We start from the raw sequence: 15755 nt of genomic DNA, 5'->3' as shown, positions 1-15755 counted from the left end.
TTAAAAAAAATCATGTTTCTTCTAGAGGAGTTGTTTGGTATTTAAACTCGCGGCAATAGGTTTGTAATAGGCTTTGACAACGACTTTCTGTCTTGGTTTTGATAAAGATCTGGCCAATTGTGTTTTTAAAGCTAAAATCTTTAAAAATCAGCCCCGATAAATCATTTGGCTGACTTTTGTATACAATTTCTGGTTGATTAAACCGATCAATGGAATCTACTTTAATAAGTTTTCCAGGAAGCGCTGCAAAGTGAATAAAACCTGCATAAATGCAAGTTTCTTTTTTTAAGGAATAATATACAGGCATTGCTCCTGCAAGTCTTGTAGATAAAGCACGCGCATATTCCTTAAAGAAGTTTTTTTTAGTGACAATTTCGTATAATTTTGGAACGCTTAGAGCAGAATGTCTTGCAGCTGCTTCACATAATGATACCAGACCATTAGACTCTTTAAAAAACTCTATGAAGGTAAATCCTTCTTTCAAACCAAACCCTTTTACTAAAGTATCGTGAGTATTTTTTAAATAAAAAGCTTCTTCAGAGTTTTGATTGATTGTGTAAACAACAGAATGTTCTGGTCTTGACCTCCCTAGTTCAAAAGGAGGGGGATCGTATTTTATGACAACGGATAAGACTGTTTTTCCATGGGTTACCAAACCTCCTACATGAAATAAATCGGCTTCAAGGAATTCTTCAAAAAGGTAGTCATTAGGAGACTCTAAAGTTTGTGTATACTTTTCAGCTTCTTCAATCGAAAAAAACTTTTCTATTCCTTGACAAGCCCAACCTTTCCGTGGCTTTATTAAAAATGCAAATTGCTTCTGTTTGGAGTGGCAAACCTTTTGCAATTCCTTGAAAAATGCATTTCTTTCTTTATAAGGGGCAAACAAGGGGGTGGATAACCCTAAAGACTTGGCTTTTAGCTTCATTAAATATTTATCTCGAAATAATTCAGCTTGGTTTTGGTTCAATCCTTCGGTAACAAAGTATGTGTTTAAATATCCTATTAACTCAATGTTAGATTCACTAAAGGCAATACAATCCCAGACTTTATTTTCTGAAGATTTTTTAGAGAGAAATTCCTGTATACTTAAAGCAACATTCTTTATGTCCTCAAAGTCATTGATAATAAGATAATCCCATGAAAGAGGTTGAAGTTCTTTGAACCATTTTTCTTTAATTAAGAGCAATAAGGGCAGATGAAATATTTTAGCTGCTTCTAGAAATTCGAAGCTACCAATCGTATCCGGTATAAAAACAATGATTTTTCTCATGTTCAAAGGCAAATTGCTAGTTTGTTAATGTTTTGTTTTAATACAGCAAAATCTTCTTCTTTAAGAGGAATAGGAAGACTGTGTCTCAAAGAACAAATAGATTTTGCTTTTTCAAAAGTTGGCCTTTGCTTAATCTTCAGCAAGTTCCATGGATAGCCATTTCGATAAAATGAACGCCTGTGTTTAATAATGGGATGTTCAGGAAGATACCAACGTTCCCAGGAAACTAGAGGGACTTTTATTTTTTTTAAACATTTAATTAACTCGGGAGAGTCTATCCAAGCAACAGTTGGGATATCTTCCAAAGAGCGAGGGTACAAAGCACCACTTGGCAAATCTTGAAAGAGCTCTCTATGATGCTTTCTTAAATTAGTTCGAATATCACCTAGCCTGTTAAGTTGCGCTAAAAGAACAGCTCCTGTTAGTTCAGTAGACTTAAAATTCTCTCCAAATCCTAAATTTTGATCCCAATAAGGATAACCATTTTTATCACGCTTAGCACCATGATCTGAATAAGCCACTATTTTTTCAAATAAAGCAGTTTTTTGCGTAATGACAGCTCCTCCTTCCCCAGTTGATAAAATTTTATTTTCTTGAAAGCTAAAACATCCAATTTCTCCAAAGCTACCAAGAGATTTCCCTCCACGGGTGACTGAAAAAGAGCGCGCTGTATCTTCGATTAGAAAAACAGCATATAAACTACAAATTGAGGCAATTGTTTCGATCTGACATCCTCCTCCATCTAAGTGCACAGCAATTACAGCAAAAGGTTTAGGATGCTCATGCAAAAAATCTAAAAGAGCTTGTGGATCCATATGACCCGAGCTATCTACATCGATCATAATGGGGATAAGACCAGCGGATAAACAGGCATTAGCAGTTGCAATAAATGAGATAGCAGGAATCAGTACATAATCACCGGGAATAGGTTCTAATACAACTAAAGCAGCCTTTAATGCACTTGTGCAGTTGGTGATTACCAAACTATGCTTGACATCGAGCATTTCTGAGATCATTTTCTCAGATCGAGCACAAAAATGTTTTTTCCCACTATTAAAACGAAATAAAGCCTGTTGTTCAACTACATCGATAAGGTTTCGTTTTTCTTCTATACCTATTAATGATTGTCCTAGGCCTAGATTAGGTGTGAATGTGGTATTCATACAGGATCCTTCGAATAGGCTAACAATATCCTTTGCAATTTCTTTGACCCCAGAACCAGAAAAACAAAGTTCCCTACTTAAACAAAAGACTGTTTTTGGGGCTTGCAAGAATTCTATAACGGCTCTAATTAACTGATCCATTGCAGCTCTATTATTAATCAATTGCCCTGACAATTGTTTAACAAGATGGATCCCATCCTCTTCTGGTAGAAATTCTGCAATTGATGGGTAGGAAAAACAGTCGTCGTAATGTAGTCCCTTGACCTCTTTTACGTCCTTACGTAAATAAACCATGTGAAGATATTGACTATAATTCTGAGCTGGAAGAAAAAAGACATCTTTACCTAAAAAATGACTTTCGTGAATCGAAGTTAAACCCGGTGCTGTAATAAATTTTCTGCATCGAGTAAAAAGATTTTTAAATTCTTGTTTTCCAAAACATCCAATTCTCAAATTTTCTCTTTCATATCGAGCCTTTAGCAATTCGATTGTTTTACCACCTCCTGCGACCACAATGGGATAATTTTTCAGAGGTATAGATGTACAAATTTCACTAATCAAGGCTTCATAGAAACCCGATGTTTGATGATAAACAGTCTCAATACCCCCTAAGTTAATAAGTATAAAGTCCTCTTCGGGCTCTTTCAATAAGTTATGGGCAATAAGCGGCTGTACAATTTTATAGCAAGGAATGTACTGTAAAAACTTCTGTAGTTGCTCATGGATATTAAAAAATTGCTGAATGTAATAGGTCTTAACTTGACTAAAGTCAGCCCGCAGCTCGCCCCACAACCAAAAAAGGGTGTCAATGAATAGCCTTTCAATTTGAAATTCATTTAAAAAATTGATCGAGTGCGGGTTAGTTACTGAAATGAATAAATCTGCTTTTTTAATAAGCTTAGCATGTTCATTTAAAGAGTCAAACGATGTTGTATTGCACTCAATAATTCTATCTAATAATTGACTTGCCTCTGCTAATTGTTTAGAAGTTCCCGTTCCTAATAAAACGAATTCACAATGTTCATGGAGCTTAGTTTCTTTTCTAAGATACTCAATCAAATTTAAAGCTATTGAAATAGGTCCAAAACAAAAAGGCTCTGCATCAAAAATAATTGTTTTTTTCATAAAATTGAAGTATTTGTCTTAAATAAGTATAGCCTCAAGAGCAGGAAATAATTTCTCAAGAGCCTGCATATAATCCGCTGCTTGCTGGTAATAGATAAAATGTGTATCGGCTATCGTATGCAAACCTTTTACAAGATGAGCGTAATACTTTTCTTCTTCCAATAATAAGATAATTTTTTTTCCTAAAGCGGATGCCCATCCTATTTCAATGTGTGTTCCTGGAGAAGCTGGGGCTCCTGGAAAAGCAATAAAAACATCGGCTTTACAAATCTCCTCATAATCCAGTTTAGTGCAATCCTCCGGCTCCCAAAAAAATTCTCCCCATGATTCTCTTTTATGAGCGTTATGAACCTCATATCCTCTTGTTTCAAAGAAATTAATTAAGTCCATAAAAACTTTTTTATACTTTTCTTTCATCAAATTTGTATTTGGATCAATGTAACCTTTAAAAGGCCCTCCAAGAAAAATGTTCTTCATCTGAGCTCCTTGAATTAAAAGCTATCAAGCATGTTTGTTTATTTATTTATTTATTATCAACAAAATACTTTATCTATAGCCGCTCGTTAAAAAATTTATTTTTTGATACTCCTATAACCTTAAAATGCAATAGAATATGAAAAAATAAGCTTATTATTTAAAAAGGGTAAAACCAGGGATCCTGATCTCATAACCCGCGCAGGCCGTAAGAAAAGCCTGGAGCGATTTTTGCAGAGAAACCCAACTTACATGCATTTCAGTTTGCCTAAATTACAGATCTTAAGATACAAGGAAGGTCTAGAAATTTAAGAGATATGTATATGCGCAAAGAGAGAGATTCTTTAGGAGAGATCGATGTTCCAGCGGATTGTTATTGGGGAGCGCAAACACAACGCTCTTTAGCCAATTTTGCAATTGGAACAGAGAAAATGCCTATGTCTTTGATTCGTGCAATAGCTATAGTAAAGCTTGCTGCTGCTAAGGTAAATCAAGAGTTGGGATTATTGGATGCTCAAAAAGCTACAGTGATTATTAGTGTGTGCAAAGAAATCTTAAAAGGAGATTTAGATGATCAATTTCCTTTAGTCATTTGGCAGACAGGTTCTGGTACACAGACGAATATGAATGTCAATGAAGTAATCGCCAATCGCGCCAATGTAAAACTAGGAGGAAAAAAGGGGAGTAAGGACCCGGTTCATCCTAATGATGATGTGAATCAATCTCAATCTTCAAATGATGTTTTCCCTAGCGCTATGCATATTGCGGCTAAACTTGCTATTTGTCAAAATTTGCTTCCTAATTTACAAAGATTTTACTCAGCTTTAGAGCAAAAAGCAGAAGAGTTTCAAAAGATTATTAAAGTGGGTCGTACGCATCTTATGGATGCTGCTCCTTTAAGCTTAGGGCAAGAATTTTCTGGATATGCTACGCAAATTAAGCAAGGGATTTCCGCTATTGAAAATGCCTTAAATCCTCTTTCAGAGCTAGCTCTTGGTGGCAGTGCTGTAGGAACAGGGCTTAACACTCATCCTGAGTACGCAAAACAAGTAGCTAAGGTGATTAGTCAGCAAACACAGGTTATATTTCTCTCAGCTGCTAACAAATTCGAAGCTTTAGCTGCTAATGATGCTATTGTTGAGATGAGTGGGGCTTTAAAGAGACTCAGCTGTTCTTTAATGAAAATTGCAAACGATATTCGTTGGCTAGGTTCTGGTCCAAGGTGTGGTATTGCCGAGCTTATTTTACCAGAAAATGAACCTGGTTCGTCCATTATGCCTGGTAAGGTAAATCCTACTCAATGTGAAGCAATGACAATGGTGGCTGTGCAAGTATTTGGAAATGATACAACTATTACTTTTGCGGGCTCACAGGGAAATTTTGAGCTAAATGTCTTTAAGCCTGTTATGATTTACAATCTGCTTCAATCTATTCAACTTCTGTCTGATGTAGTTCGTAGTTTTCAGGACAAATGCTTAAATGGTATACAGCCAAATAAAGCGCGTATTGCCTATTACTTAGAGAACTCGCTGATGTTGGCTACTGCTTTAAACCCTGTCATCGGTTATGATAAAGCAGCAAAAGTTGTCTCTAAAGCATATCGAGAAAATAGCTCTCTTAAAGAAGCTGCAATGCAATTGGGCTTTTTAACAGAAGCACAATTTGATGCTGCTGTTAATCCTAATAAAATGATTTAGGTATTAATGTGAATGCCCATTTTAGTCAGTAGATAACGTATGACTAAAATAGGGTGTAGGCATAAAAGCTTGAACAAAACAGGATAAGATACCCCTTCAATTTTTTTTCTGATAACCCATTTTTGATGGGATAGAGTGTCTTGAATCCAGCTTAAATAAGGAGGGGGTAATAGAGGCAGGTTGGAAGATAGAAAAAAATGAATCTCTTTAGTTTCCATACCTGTTTGCAGATTCCCTTGTACAACAGAGCACTCAAATAGGTGTGTCAATTGAGTAAGCTTGTTTACTGGCAAGTACTCAGCTACTTTGCGCACAATCTGTACGCTTAAGCCCGTTTCTTCATAGACTTCTCTAACTACAGCTTCTTCAGGAGATTCTTGTGCTTCCACGCCTCCTCCTGGAAGCACCCAAACAGGAATGTCTCTTCTTTTAATCAAGAGGACTTTTTTTTTCTCGGAGCAAAAGATAATCCCAGAGACCGCTTGCTTTAAATGCTTTGGCATCGATAACCTCGACTAAGATTTAAGTATAGAGGATTATGTTACAAATAGGAATGCGATTTTTTCTTTTGCTGAGTTTATGCTCTTGTGGGCCTTATTACGTATCTGTTATGCAAAAATGGGTAGATGAGCGTTATTTGGCTAGCACGCATGTAGGAACTCCCGACCCAAGGCAAGAAGCTCCGCCTATTGGGCAAATGTTAGTTGTTCAGTGGTGTGTACCTAGTGAAATTTTAGCTTCAAATCCTGTTGCCATATTAGATGTGATCTTCTGGGATCATACAGAGCAAAGAATTTGTTTTCCTATTACACATAAGCTCAATTATGAATATTATAAATTGTTTGATAGTGAATATGAGGAAAAAGGAGGAATTCTAACTTATAAAGCTGCTATTCTCACAGAAGATGGATGTATCTATAAGGAATGTAAACATCAATTGTGGGTAAATTTAATCAAAATTGAAGATTAGCACATCACGCAGTTAGCTTGGGAAATCAACTCAGCAGTCGCCTCCCAATTTAAGCAAGGATCTGTAATGGAAAGGCCAAATTCTAACTTATCGGGTTCTAGAATTTGGTTGCCTTCTTTTAGATGACTCTCTATCATCACTCCTAAAATTTCATGCCCGCCGGTTGAGATTTGCTCTAAGACAGATTGAAAGACGTTTTTTTGTTTTTGGAATTGTTTTTCGCAGTTATCGTGCGCACAGTCAATGATAATGCGCTGGGGTAAATTCACAGCCGCTAGCTTTTTCAAAGCTGTTTTGATTGACTTGGAATCATAGTTAATTCCTTGATGAGAACCTCTTAAAACAAGGTGTGTATGAGGATTTCCCGCAGATTGAAAGGCACATGCGATCCCTTCTTGGTTAATGCTCATAAATGTGTGCTTCTCTTTAGCAGATAACACTCCGTAAATAGCATCTTCTAAAGAGCCATCTGTGTGATTTTTAAAACCTACAGGGAAATAAAGACTAGAGGCTAATTCGCGGTGTACTTGAGAACTAGAGGTACGAGCTCCAATGAACCCCCAAGTGATTAAATCGCTTAAAAAACAAGAAGAAAGAGGATCAAGCCACTCCATTGCACAAGGAACATGCATTTCAGCAAGAGTGGTTAGAAGCCTGCGAGACCAGATTAATCCTGTTTGGATATCGTTGCTTCCATCTAAATAAGGATCGTACATCAAACCTTTCCAGCCTGTAATTGTACGAGGTTTTTGCAGATGAACGCGCATGACTAAAAAACAGCGATTACTCAAAGTATTGCAAAGTTTTTTAAAACATTCGGCATAAGCAATAGCTGAGTCGATATCATGAATAGAACAGGGGCCGATAAAAAATACTTTGCTAGGATCAACAGCCGCCGCAATCGCATTTGCCTTTTCTTGGGATTGCATGAGAAAATCTTGTGCGGATTTGGAGATAGGACATTGCTTTTTTAAAATAGCAGGAGGAAGTATTTGTATTTGCTTCATAAAGTTCTGGATCAGAAAAACATTGGTTTCAACCTAGCATATGTATAAAAAACGCGCAACTGCTAACACAAGCTTAAGCTGCATGAAAATTTATAACCCAAGGTAAAAATGACTTATAAAATATTTGTTTGGTATTTAAATCAATTAGATAAATGGATGTGGAGTTATGTTTTATTTTTTCTACTTATTGGCGTAGGAATATTTTTTACGATTCGTTTAAAAGGAATGCAATTTCGTTATTTGGGGTATTCCTTAAAATTAGCATTTACTAGATCGGATCAAGATGCAGAAGGAGATATTAGCCAGTTCCAAGCTCTAATGACAGCCTTAGCTGCAACCATTGGAATTGGTAGTATTGCAGGAGTTGCAACTGCAATTGTTGCAGGAGGATTTGGAGCTGTTTTTTGGATGTGGGTGATTGCTCTTGTAGGGATGGCAACGAAATTCATTGAGGCTATTTTAGCAGTGAAATATCGAGAAATAGATGCAAATGGGAGAATGTGCGGTGGGCCTATGTACTATTTAGCAAATGGTCTGCAATTAAAATGGCTAGGAGTAATTTTCTCCATTTGCTGCTTACTAGCTACTCTCTGCGGGGGAAATCTCATACAAGCACACTCTATTGCAATAGCTTGTACTGAACTCATTTCTTGCTCGGTTATCTGGCCTGGAATGATTATGGCGGTTCTTACTGCTTTTGTTCTATTTGGAGGTATTAAAAATATTGCTAAGATTAGTAGCTTATTAGTACCAATTATGGCCCTCTTATATATTGTTTCAGGCCTATTTATTTTATGTGTGCGCTATGACCGTGTCTGGGAAGGATTTTTAACAATTATCCAAACAGCTTTTACAGGACAGGCAGCAGTTGGTGGTTTCTTGGGAGCATCTGTTATGATGGCAATCCAATTAGGTGCTGCTAGAGGAATCTCTTCAAATGAAGCAGGTATGGGAAGCGCGCCCATTGCAGCAGCAGCAGCAAAAACCGATGTACCAGGAAGACAAGCCTTGATTTCCATGAGTGGGGTATTCTTTTCTAGTTTTGTTGTATGCACAATTACAGCGCTTGTGATCTCGGTAACCGATGTCTTAGGAACAATAGGAGCAAATGGAAAAGCGCTCAATGGAGTAGCTCTTGTGATTCAAGCTTTTCGCTCTATTATTCCCGGAGGGGAATTTATTGTGATTTTAGGAGTTATCTTATTTGGTTACACCACCATCATTGGATGGTCGTATTACGGAGAGAAAAGCATGGAATTCCTCTTTAAAGGGGCTTTGTTAAAAAGTTACCGAATCCTGTTTTGTTTTTGTGTATTCTTAGGCTCCATTATGAGTATAGAAATAGTCTGGCCTCTAGCAGATATTATGAATGGCTTAATGGCTTTTCCTAATTTAATCGGTCTAATTGGCCTATCTTCTGTTGCTTGCAAAGAAGCTCAGCATTTTTTTCAGCTATTAAAACAAGAAAAAAAAGCAGCACTCAATTAAATAACCTAGACACAGCGGCTTTTCGACCTCTCTTCATTGCAGGAATTAATTCAGATGTGGGATATCGATATCATCGATTTCCCACTCTACATTTGGGTCCTTTTTGTATATCCAAGGTTATTACTAATAGTAACCTTTTTTGCCTTATGTATTCTAAATACACCTTTTGTTTTTCCTTCAAAAGAAGCATCCACATATTCATAGGGAGAGCAGCTTCCCTTTGATTCAAGTGTGAATTTTTCAGAGCTAAGATGATCTTGTGTATTACAAGTAAAAAGCTCAAGGCCTAATTCTCTTGCGCGGGTTTCTGCTAGTTCGTTTAACAGCTCTTCATAATCACAAGGGCTAGGATAGATTCTTTCTTGAAAAAGCACTGGTTGATCATCCTTGAACAAAAGACGGAAAATACAACGAGCTAAAATTTTTCCAGTTAGGGGATCTTTAATACAAAGAATCCGGTTTTTACCATCTAAAACATAAGCCATAAGACATACATTGAAAGAAGGATCCTCATCAATTCTTTGACAACTCCCCAAAACTTCTGTTCCTGAAAGAAAAAGATCTTGCCAATCATCAGAATCGACCACAAGAACGCTTTTCTGCTTAGTAATTGTTGTTAAGTTCATATACAGAGAATCAATATCATTTTTGAATAGATTTTGACCTACCAATAAAGATAGCTCTTTAAGGATAGTTAACTTTTCAGCAATATCTACCGATGGATCGCATAACTTTTCACATAAGAGAACAATCTGCTGATCGGTTTCCTTCATGTTCTCAGTAGAATAAGGTTCTTTTCTAAGATATTGCTTTAATGTTAAAGGAGCTTGTTGCCAGTGTTTATCTACAAGAATTTTTTCCTTTAAGAAAGCAAAGAAATCCATGAATTTCTGCTTTGCTTCCCCTGGTGTAACTTCTATCGCTTCTTGTGTGATTTGCCAAGCTTGGAATGTTTTAGGAAAGTCTTCTTTAATTAGCGTCAAGTGAGGGTTATTTTCTGTTTGATACCGCTCTTGCTGTATTGAGCCTTCAAGGATATGCCTAGCTAATCTCTGAAGTTCTTGAGAAACGCTAGATTCCTTAATGTTCTTTAAATTACTAGCGTATTTAACAAGTGCTAAAGGAATGCGTAGAGATTCTTCCATTTTTAAGTATTTCTCATAAAAGCTATCCATGGGCCTATCAAAGAAAAAAATGCCTTGTACCTTTGTATTGAATAAAGGAAGGATATCTTTGAAAGTATAGTTGTTCTCTAATTCACCAAGAATAGGTTCGAGTAGATTCATCTTGGCAAAAATATTCACTGTGTCTAAAGACTGTTTACAATGCGCTTCCCATTCTTTTCCTTCTATAGGCAAAACAAATTGAAAGCACTGATTCAGAAGATAGAGTTTTTGCTTTGAGGAAATAGCAGAAAAATGGGATAGAGCGATTAAAGCTTGCAGTAGATTGGGTAGAAATCCTTTAGCAGACCGAAGACTTTCTCTTTGGGGCCTGGATTTAAGAAAATTTTCAATTTGTGTAAGGGTTATTCGATCATCGGTTGGATCAAGCGATTCAATAAGCCACTGATTGATAAGTATCATAGGTAAAATCAAATGCTTTTTTGAATCAACAAGTTCTTCGTAACAAGAAAAATAGTTAGGTTTTTCAAAATTCTGAGCAAGAGTCTGCATCAAAAAGCAAGACTCTTTTTGGTTACGGTGCTCTAGAGCTTTAATGAAATAGCTTTGCTGATCTTCAGAAAGAGAGATATTAAACTCTCTGCATTTGTTTGATACAAGAGAAAAACACAGCAACGCTCTTTGTTTCTTTTTTTGTAATTTCTCTAACTTATAAGGATCTTGTTCTCTAGAAATCTGCTTTTCTATTTCAGTGATTTTTTGATCAAAAATAGCAAAAGAAGGGAATTTGGTAGATTTTGTACATTCATTGACAAACTCTTGCATAGATGAATGCTCAATATCATCTAAAGCATAATGACTAGCATAAAGAAGTTGAATCCTCTTTAATTCTTCTTTTGATAAACCATAATGGAGTAACTCATCCCAAATACCCGATATTGAACAACTGAAAATAGACATTTGAATAGCTAAGTAGGCAATTTCTATTAAAGCTTTCTGATCTGTGATACCGTAGTTCTTAATATATTTAGAAGTTCCCGATCCGTCTTGCTGAGCAGCAAGCATTGCTATTTTAATGAGAGCTTCTTGATCTGTGATTTCATAGTTCCTAATATATTTAGAAGTTCCTGATCCGTCTTCCTGAGCAGCATTTTTTGCTATTTCAATGAGAGTTTCCTGATTTGTGATTCCATAATTCTTAATAAATTCAGAAGTTACTGCTGCATCCTGCTGAGCAGCAATTTTTGCTATTTCAACAAGGGCTTTCTGATCTGTGATCCCATATCGCTTAATGCATAGAGAAATTCCTCTTCCATCCTGCCAAGCAGCAATCTTTGTTATTTCAACAAGGGATTTCTGATCTTTGATCCCATAATTCTTAATGTATTCAGCAGTTATTACTCCATCCTTCTGGGCAGCAATCTTTGCAAGCTCAACTAAGATTTCCTGATTTTTGATATCATAATCTTTAATGTGCCGTAAAGCATAAGGCCCATTTTTTTCAATAAACTGTTGAGCAATGAGCTGTGCAAGCTCAGTTCTAGACTTTCTATGGGGATAATTCTTTTGACATAGCTCGTCAATTTCAGCTAGAGCTTTTTGATCTGTGATCCCATAGCAATCAATAAAAAAAGAAATTTGCCATCCAGTTTCCTCCTGCCGAGCAGCAAACATTGCAAGCTCAACTAAAGTTTTTTGATCTGTGATCCCATATTCCTTAATACATTGAGAAATTTTCCATCTATCCTGCTGAATAGCAATCTTTGCAAGCTCAATTAGAACCTTCTGATCTGTGATCTCATAATTTTTAATGTGCCGTAAAGCATAAGATCCGTTTTTTTCAATAAACTGTTGAGCAATGAGCTGTGGATGACTTACAAGTTTTGCAAAACGAATAGTTTTTTTTTGCTTTATAAAAAGGGATCTGATGGCTTTGGAGAAATAAGCTAAACTTAAAGAACAAGTAATAGCCAAAGTTCCTAAAAAGATTCGTTCAAAACGCTCTGTGCCAGAGTAAGGTCTTTCTTTTTTTGAAATTATTTGATACTGGAGACCGTTGTAGTTAGAACTTATAGCTCTACCTTTTTCGTCAACAAATCTATTTTTACTTTTAAAAGATTTAGAATCGGTCCATTCTTTATTAAGTATAATACTGTTATCTTTAATTATTATAAAATTAGGCATTGTTCATTGTTGTATAATTAATTGAAAGGTTTATTTAATCTATAAGAATAGTGCGCTTATTAATAATAATGTATTTAAAAACGTATTTAATTGTAAAGTTAAAGTAAAAACTTTGGGAGGAAACCTAAAAAATTTAGAAAAAAGGAGCAGTGATTTTTTTAAATTGAAGAATACATTTATTTTACTTGTTTTAGTAAGTATATTTTACTATTTATAAAATAAGTTGAAGTAAAAAAAGATTTATAAATGAAGACACTGTTAATTTTTGCTTTGCATGTTTTGATTCTAAGCTCTAGATCTATATGGGGAGTTGACTTTGGAGTTACAAATAATGCAGACAGCGGATCTGGAAGCCTTAGGCAAGCAATCATTGACTTAAATGCTTCAGCAAGTTCAGAAACAAGCACGATCACTTTTGATCCAGGTCTTGGCAGGATAAGCCTTCTTAGCGATTTACCTGCCATTGAAGTAGAAGGAGTGTTTACGACAGCTACAGGAGACTCTTTAATAATCGATGGGGGTGTAAAGCTATTTAGTGCATTGAATAGATCTTTTAATATTAATGTTTCCCCTTCTTCTTCTTTAGCTTTATTAGGAACCCTGGATTCAGGATCTCTTATGAGATTAGGTAGTGGAGAGCTCATTTTAGAAGGGAGTAATAACTATACTGAAGGAACAACAATCTCTGGTGGTTTATTAACCCTTTATAGAACGGGGACTCTAGCTCCTACTGGTAAAGTGGCAATCAATTCTGGAGGAATACTTGACATCAGTTCTATTGGAGCTGATTCTCAAACGATCAGTGGTTTAAGTGGATCTGAAGGAGAAATTGTATTAGGAGAAAAAACATTAATTATAGAAAGTGTGCTTTCTACAGTTTATAGAGGGGTTATTAGTGGAGCAGGTTCTGTTATCAAACAGGGACCACAAATGCTAATCTTAATGGGAGATAATACCTATTCTGGAAGAACTGAAGTCAGGGAAGGGGTTTTACAAGGAAATACAGCCAGTCTGCAAGGAGACATTATAAATGATGCTTCTCTTATTTTTGATCAAATTAGCTCAAGCGAGTACACCGGAGTGATTTCAGGATCTGGTACTCTAACCAAACAAAACACAGGGCTGCTTATCTTGAGCAATGCCAATACCTATTCTGGGGGAACCAGAATCAGCGGGGGGATTTTACAAGGAAATACAACCAGCTTACAGGGAGATATCATAAATGATGCTTCTCTTATTTTTGATCAAATTAGCTCAGGTCAGTACGTTGGGGTGATTTCAGGATCTGGTAATGTAGTCAAGAAAAATGCAGGGACACTTATCTTAAGCAATGCGAACACCTATTCTGGAGGGACTACAGTCATTGAAGGAATTCTACAGGGAAATGCAACTAGCCTGCAAGGAGATATTGCAAATGATGCCTTAGTTGTGTTTGATCAAGTTGATACGGGAACATACAATGGAATGATTTCAGGAACAGGGGCTGTAATCAAGCAAAATACAGGAACACTTTTCTTACAAGGTAGTAACCATGTTGGAGGGACAACGATCAACGCAGGAACATTAGCCCTACTAGGGAGACTGCCTGACATAGGGTCTGTTACTGTTAACGCAGGGGTTTTTGATATTAGTGCCCTTTCAGCTTCATCACAAACTATTTATAATTTAAGCGGTATAGGAGGAGAAGTTGTTTTAGGGGAAAATACGCTTATTGCAGGATCGCTAGATGATACAATGTATGCAGGAGTGATTAGCGGAGCTGGTTCTTTTACTAAAGACGGATCAGGAACCCTCACGCTAAGCGCAGCAAACACTTATACCGGAGCAACAACAATCCTTTCTGGACCCCTTATACTTTCTGGTAACGGTTCTTTAGCAACAAATAACCCGGTTATTTTGAGTGGAGCAGATAGTATTTTTGATATTACTGGGGCTAATGGAGCATGTAGCATTGGAAGTCTTGATGGAGTTATGGGAAGCCAAGTTTTATTAGGAGCAAACACATTAACCATTGAAGGTTCTAATGATGCAAGTTATGCAGGGGTCATTAGCGGGACCGGCTCTCTTATTAAACAAGGATCCGGGAAGGTAATTTTAGCAGGAGCAAATACCTATTCTGGAGGAACTTTGGTTGGCGCTGGATCTCTACAAGGAAGTACAGATAGTCTACAAGGAAATATTCTAAACAATGCTTCTATAGTGTTCGATCAAGCATATACAGGAACATATGATGGAATCCTCTCAGGAATAGGGGCAATTAATAAGCAAAATATCGGAACAGTGGTTTTTACAAGCCCCAATACCTATTCTGGAGGAACAATGATCACTTTAGGGACATTGGCTCTTTCAGGATCAGGAGCCATATGCCCTACTGGGACTGTTATTATCAATGTAGGGAATTTTGATATCAGTAACATTACTGCTTCATCGCAAACCATTGGTAGCCTAATTGGAGGCGGAAATATTTTCTTAGGAGAAAAAACACTAATTATAGCAACTGAAAATGACACAAGTTATGTAGGAGTCGTTAGTGGGGCAGGATCTCTTATTAAACAGGGTGGTGGAACATTGACTTTAGGTGAAACTAATACCTACTCTGGAGGGACAACGATTAATGCCGGGACACTAGTTCTTTCAGGATCAGGAAAACTCTCTTCTATAGGAGCTGTTACAATCAACGCAGGAAGCTTTGATATAAGTAACATTGCGGATTCATCACAAACCATAGGTGATTTAAGTGGTATGGGAGGAGAGCTTATTTTAGGAGATAAAACACTGATTCAAGAGGCTTTTAACTATACAAGCTATGCCGGGACAATCCAAGGTTCTGGTGCTCTGATAAAACAGGGTTTGGGAACTCTTATTCTAACAGGCGATAATGACTACTCTGGAGGAACTACAGTGAATGCTGGAGTTCTGCAAGGAGATACAAATAGTTTACAAGGGAATATCTTAAGCGATGCTCAATTAGTATTTAATCAAATAAGTTCTGGAACGTATGAGGGGATTATCAGTGGAGGAGGAAACTTGGTTAAACAAGGAATTGGAATGCTAACCCCAATGTTGAGTTTAATTAACTAAGAATAGGAAAGATAAGACAAAAAAACAGTGTAAAAAGACCTCTTAATGTTGTACAAGTTTCGTTTCTGAAAAAACAACAACAAAAGAGGTCAAAAATGGAAACGCTTATTGAATTATACTGCTCTGTGGATGATTTTTGGAAGGATTTCAACAAGCAATGGGAGCAACA

10 protein-coding genes are annotated in these 15755 nt (G+C 36.6%); 4 read left to right on the top strand and 6 right to left on the bottom strand.

The features are described 5' to 3' along the window. Positions 1-10 precede the first annotated feature (10 nt). Genes RHTP_RS02090 through RHTP_RS02080 form a run of 3 tightly spaced genes read right to left on the bottom strand, consistent with a single transcriptional unit; the run spans position 11 to position 4038 of the window. Positions 11-1273 carry an ATP-grasp domain-containing protein gene (locus tag RHTP_RS02090; protein ID WP_138106479.1) on the bottom strand — a complete coding sequence of 421 codons (1263 nt, stop codon included), beginning with the start codon at positions 1271-1273 and terminating at the stop codon, positions 11-13. A gap of 2 nt (positions 1274-1275) precedes the next feature. Continuing rightward, on the bottom strand, positions 1276-3561 hold the full coding sequence (locus tag RHTP_RS02085; protein ID WP_138106478.1) for a DegT/DnrJ/EryC1/StrS family aminotransferase: 2286 nt from the start codon (positions 3559-3561) through the stop codon (positions 1276-1278). An 18-nt stretch (positions 3562-3579) separates the two neighbouring features. Continuing rightward, entirely contained in the window at positions 3580-4038 is a 459-nt protein-coding gene (locus tag RHTP_RS02080; protein ID WP_138106477.1) for a DUF4406 domain-containing protein, read from the bottom strand. 320 nt (positions 4039-4358) lie between these two features. On the opposite strand from RHTP_RS02080, the gene fumC reads away from it, so the two are divergent. Next, a complete protein-coding gene (gene fumC / locus RHTP_RS02075) occupies positions 4359-5732 on the top strand; it encodes a class II fumarate hydratase (RefSeq protein WP_138106476.1) in 1374 nt (457 codons plus the stop codon). On the opposite strand, the gene RHTP_RS02070 is transcribed toward fumC, so the two are convergent. Next, positions 5729-6235: an NUDIX hydrolase gene (locus RHTP_RS02070; protein WP_138106475.1), complete on the bottom strand. Its 507-nt coding sequence runs from the start codon at positions 6233-6235 to the stop codon at positions 5729-5731. The genes fumC and RHTP_RS02070 overlap by 4 nt on opposite strands. 35 nt (positions 6236-6270) lie before the next feature. Here RHTP_RS02070 and RHTP_RS02065 point away from each other — a divergent pair, with 35 nt between their 5' ends. Continuing rightward, positions 6271-6702, top strand: a complete 432-nt coding sequence (locus RHTP_RS02065) for a hypothetical protein (RefSeq protein ID WP_138106474.1) — start codon at positions 6271-6273, stop codon at positions 6700-6702. Here the strand turns inward: RHTP_RS02065 and RHTP_RS02060 are convergent. Next, on the bottom strand, positions 6699-7709 hold the full coding sequence (locus RHTP_RS02060) for a 3-deoxy-7-phosphoheptulonate synthase (protein WP_138106473.1): 1011 nt from the start codon (positions 7707-7709) through the stop codon (positions 6699-6701). The two genes, RHTP_RS02065 and RHTP_RS02060, sit on opposite strands and share 4 nt — an antisense overlap. Positions 7710-7817: 108 nt before the next feature. Between RHTP_RS02060 and RHTP_RS02055 the strand changes: the two genes are divergently transcribed. Further along, complete coding sequence (locus tag RHTP_RS02055) at positions 7818-9197, top strand: alanine/glycine:cation symporter family protein (protein ID WP_138106472.1); 1380 nt, start codon at positions 7818-7820, stop codon at positions 9195-9197. Between the two features lie 86 nt (positions 9198-9283). On the opposite strand, the gene RHTP_RS02050 is transcribed toward RHTP_RS02055, so the two are convergent. Then, positions 9284-12505: a hypothetical protein gene (locus RHTP_RS02050; RefSeq protein ID WP_138106471.1), complete on the bottom strand. Its 3222-nt coding sequence runs from the start codon at positions 12503-12505 to the stop codon at positions 9284-9286. Positions 12506-12751: 246 nt separating this feature from the next. Between RHTP_RS02050 and RHTP_RS02045 the strand changes: the two genes are divergently transcribed. Then, positions 12752-15586: an autotransporter-associated beta strand repeat-containing protein gene (locus RHTP_RS02045; RefSeq protein WP_138106470.1), complete on the top strand. Its 2835-nt coding sequence runs from the start codon at positions 12752-12754 to the stop codon at positions 15584-15586. Positions 15587-15755: the final 169 nt, after the last annotated feature.

It is taken from the genome of Candidatus Rhabdochlamydia sp. T3358 (assembly GCF_901000775.1).
Lineage (GTDB): Bacteria > Chlamydiota > Chlamydiia > Chlamydiales > Rhabdochlamydiaceae > Rhabdochlamydia.
Note: the sequence above shows the minus strand (reverse complement) of the source record. Positions and strands in the feature narration are given on the sequence as shown.

Excerpts from the sequence above, each read along its gene's own strand:
- fumC (WP_138106476.1), top strand. The coding sequence starts at position 4,359 with ATGCGCAAAGAGAGAGATTCTTTAGGAGAGATCGATGTTCCAGCGGAT.
- RHTP_RS02085 (WP_138106478.1), bottom strand. The coding sequence starts at position 3,561 with ATGAAAAAAACAATTATTTTTGATGCAGAGCCTTTTTGTTTTGGACCT.
- RHTP_RS02050 (WP_138106471.1), bottom strand. The coding sequence starts at position 12,505 with ATGCCTAATTTTATAATAATTAAAGATAACAGTATTATACTTAATAAA.
- RHTP_RS02055 (WP_138106472.1), top strand. The coding sequence starts at position 7,818 with ATGACTTATAAAATATTTGTTTGGTATTTAAATCAATTAGATAAATGG.
- RHTP_RS02080 (WP_138106477.1), bottom strand. The coding sequence starts at position 4,038 with ATGAAGAACATTTTTCTTGGAGGGCCTTTTAAAGGTTACATTGATCCA.
- RHTP_RS02070 (WP_138106475.1), bottom strand. The coding sequence starts at position 6,235 with ATGCCAAAGCATTTAAAGCAAGCGGTCTCTGGGATTATCTTTTGCTCC.
- RHTP_RS02060 (WP_138106473.1), bottom strand. The coding sequence starts at position 7,709 with ATGAAGCAAATACAAATACTTCCTCCTGCTATTTTAAAAAAGCAATGT.
- RHTP_RS02065 (WP_138106474.1), top strand. The coding sequence starts at position 6,271 with ATGTTACAAATAGGAATGCGATTTTTTCTTTTGCTGAGTTTATGCTCT.
- RHTP_RS02090 (WP_138106479.1), bottom strand. The coding sequence starts at position 1,273 with ATGAGAAAAATCATTGTTTTTATACCGGATACGATTGGTAGCTTCGAA.
- RHTP_RS02045 (WP_138106470.1), top strand. The coding sequence starts at position 12,752 with ATGAAGACACTGTTAATTTTTGCTTTGCATGTTTTGATTCTAAGCTCT.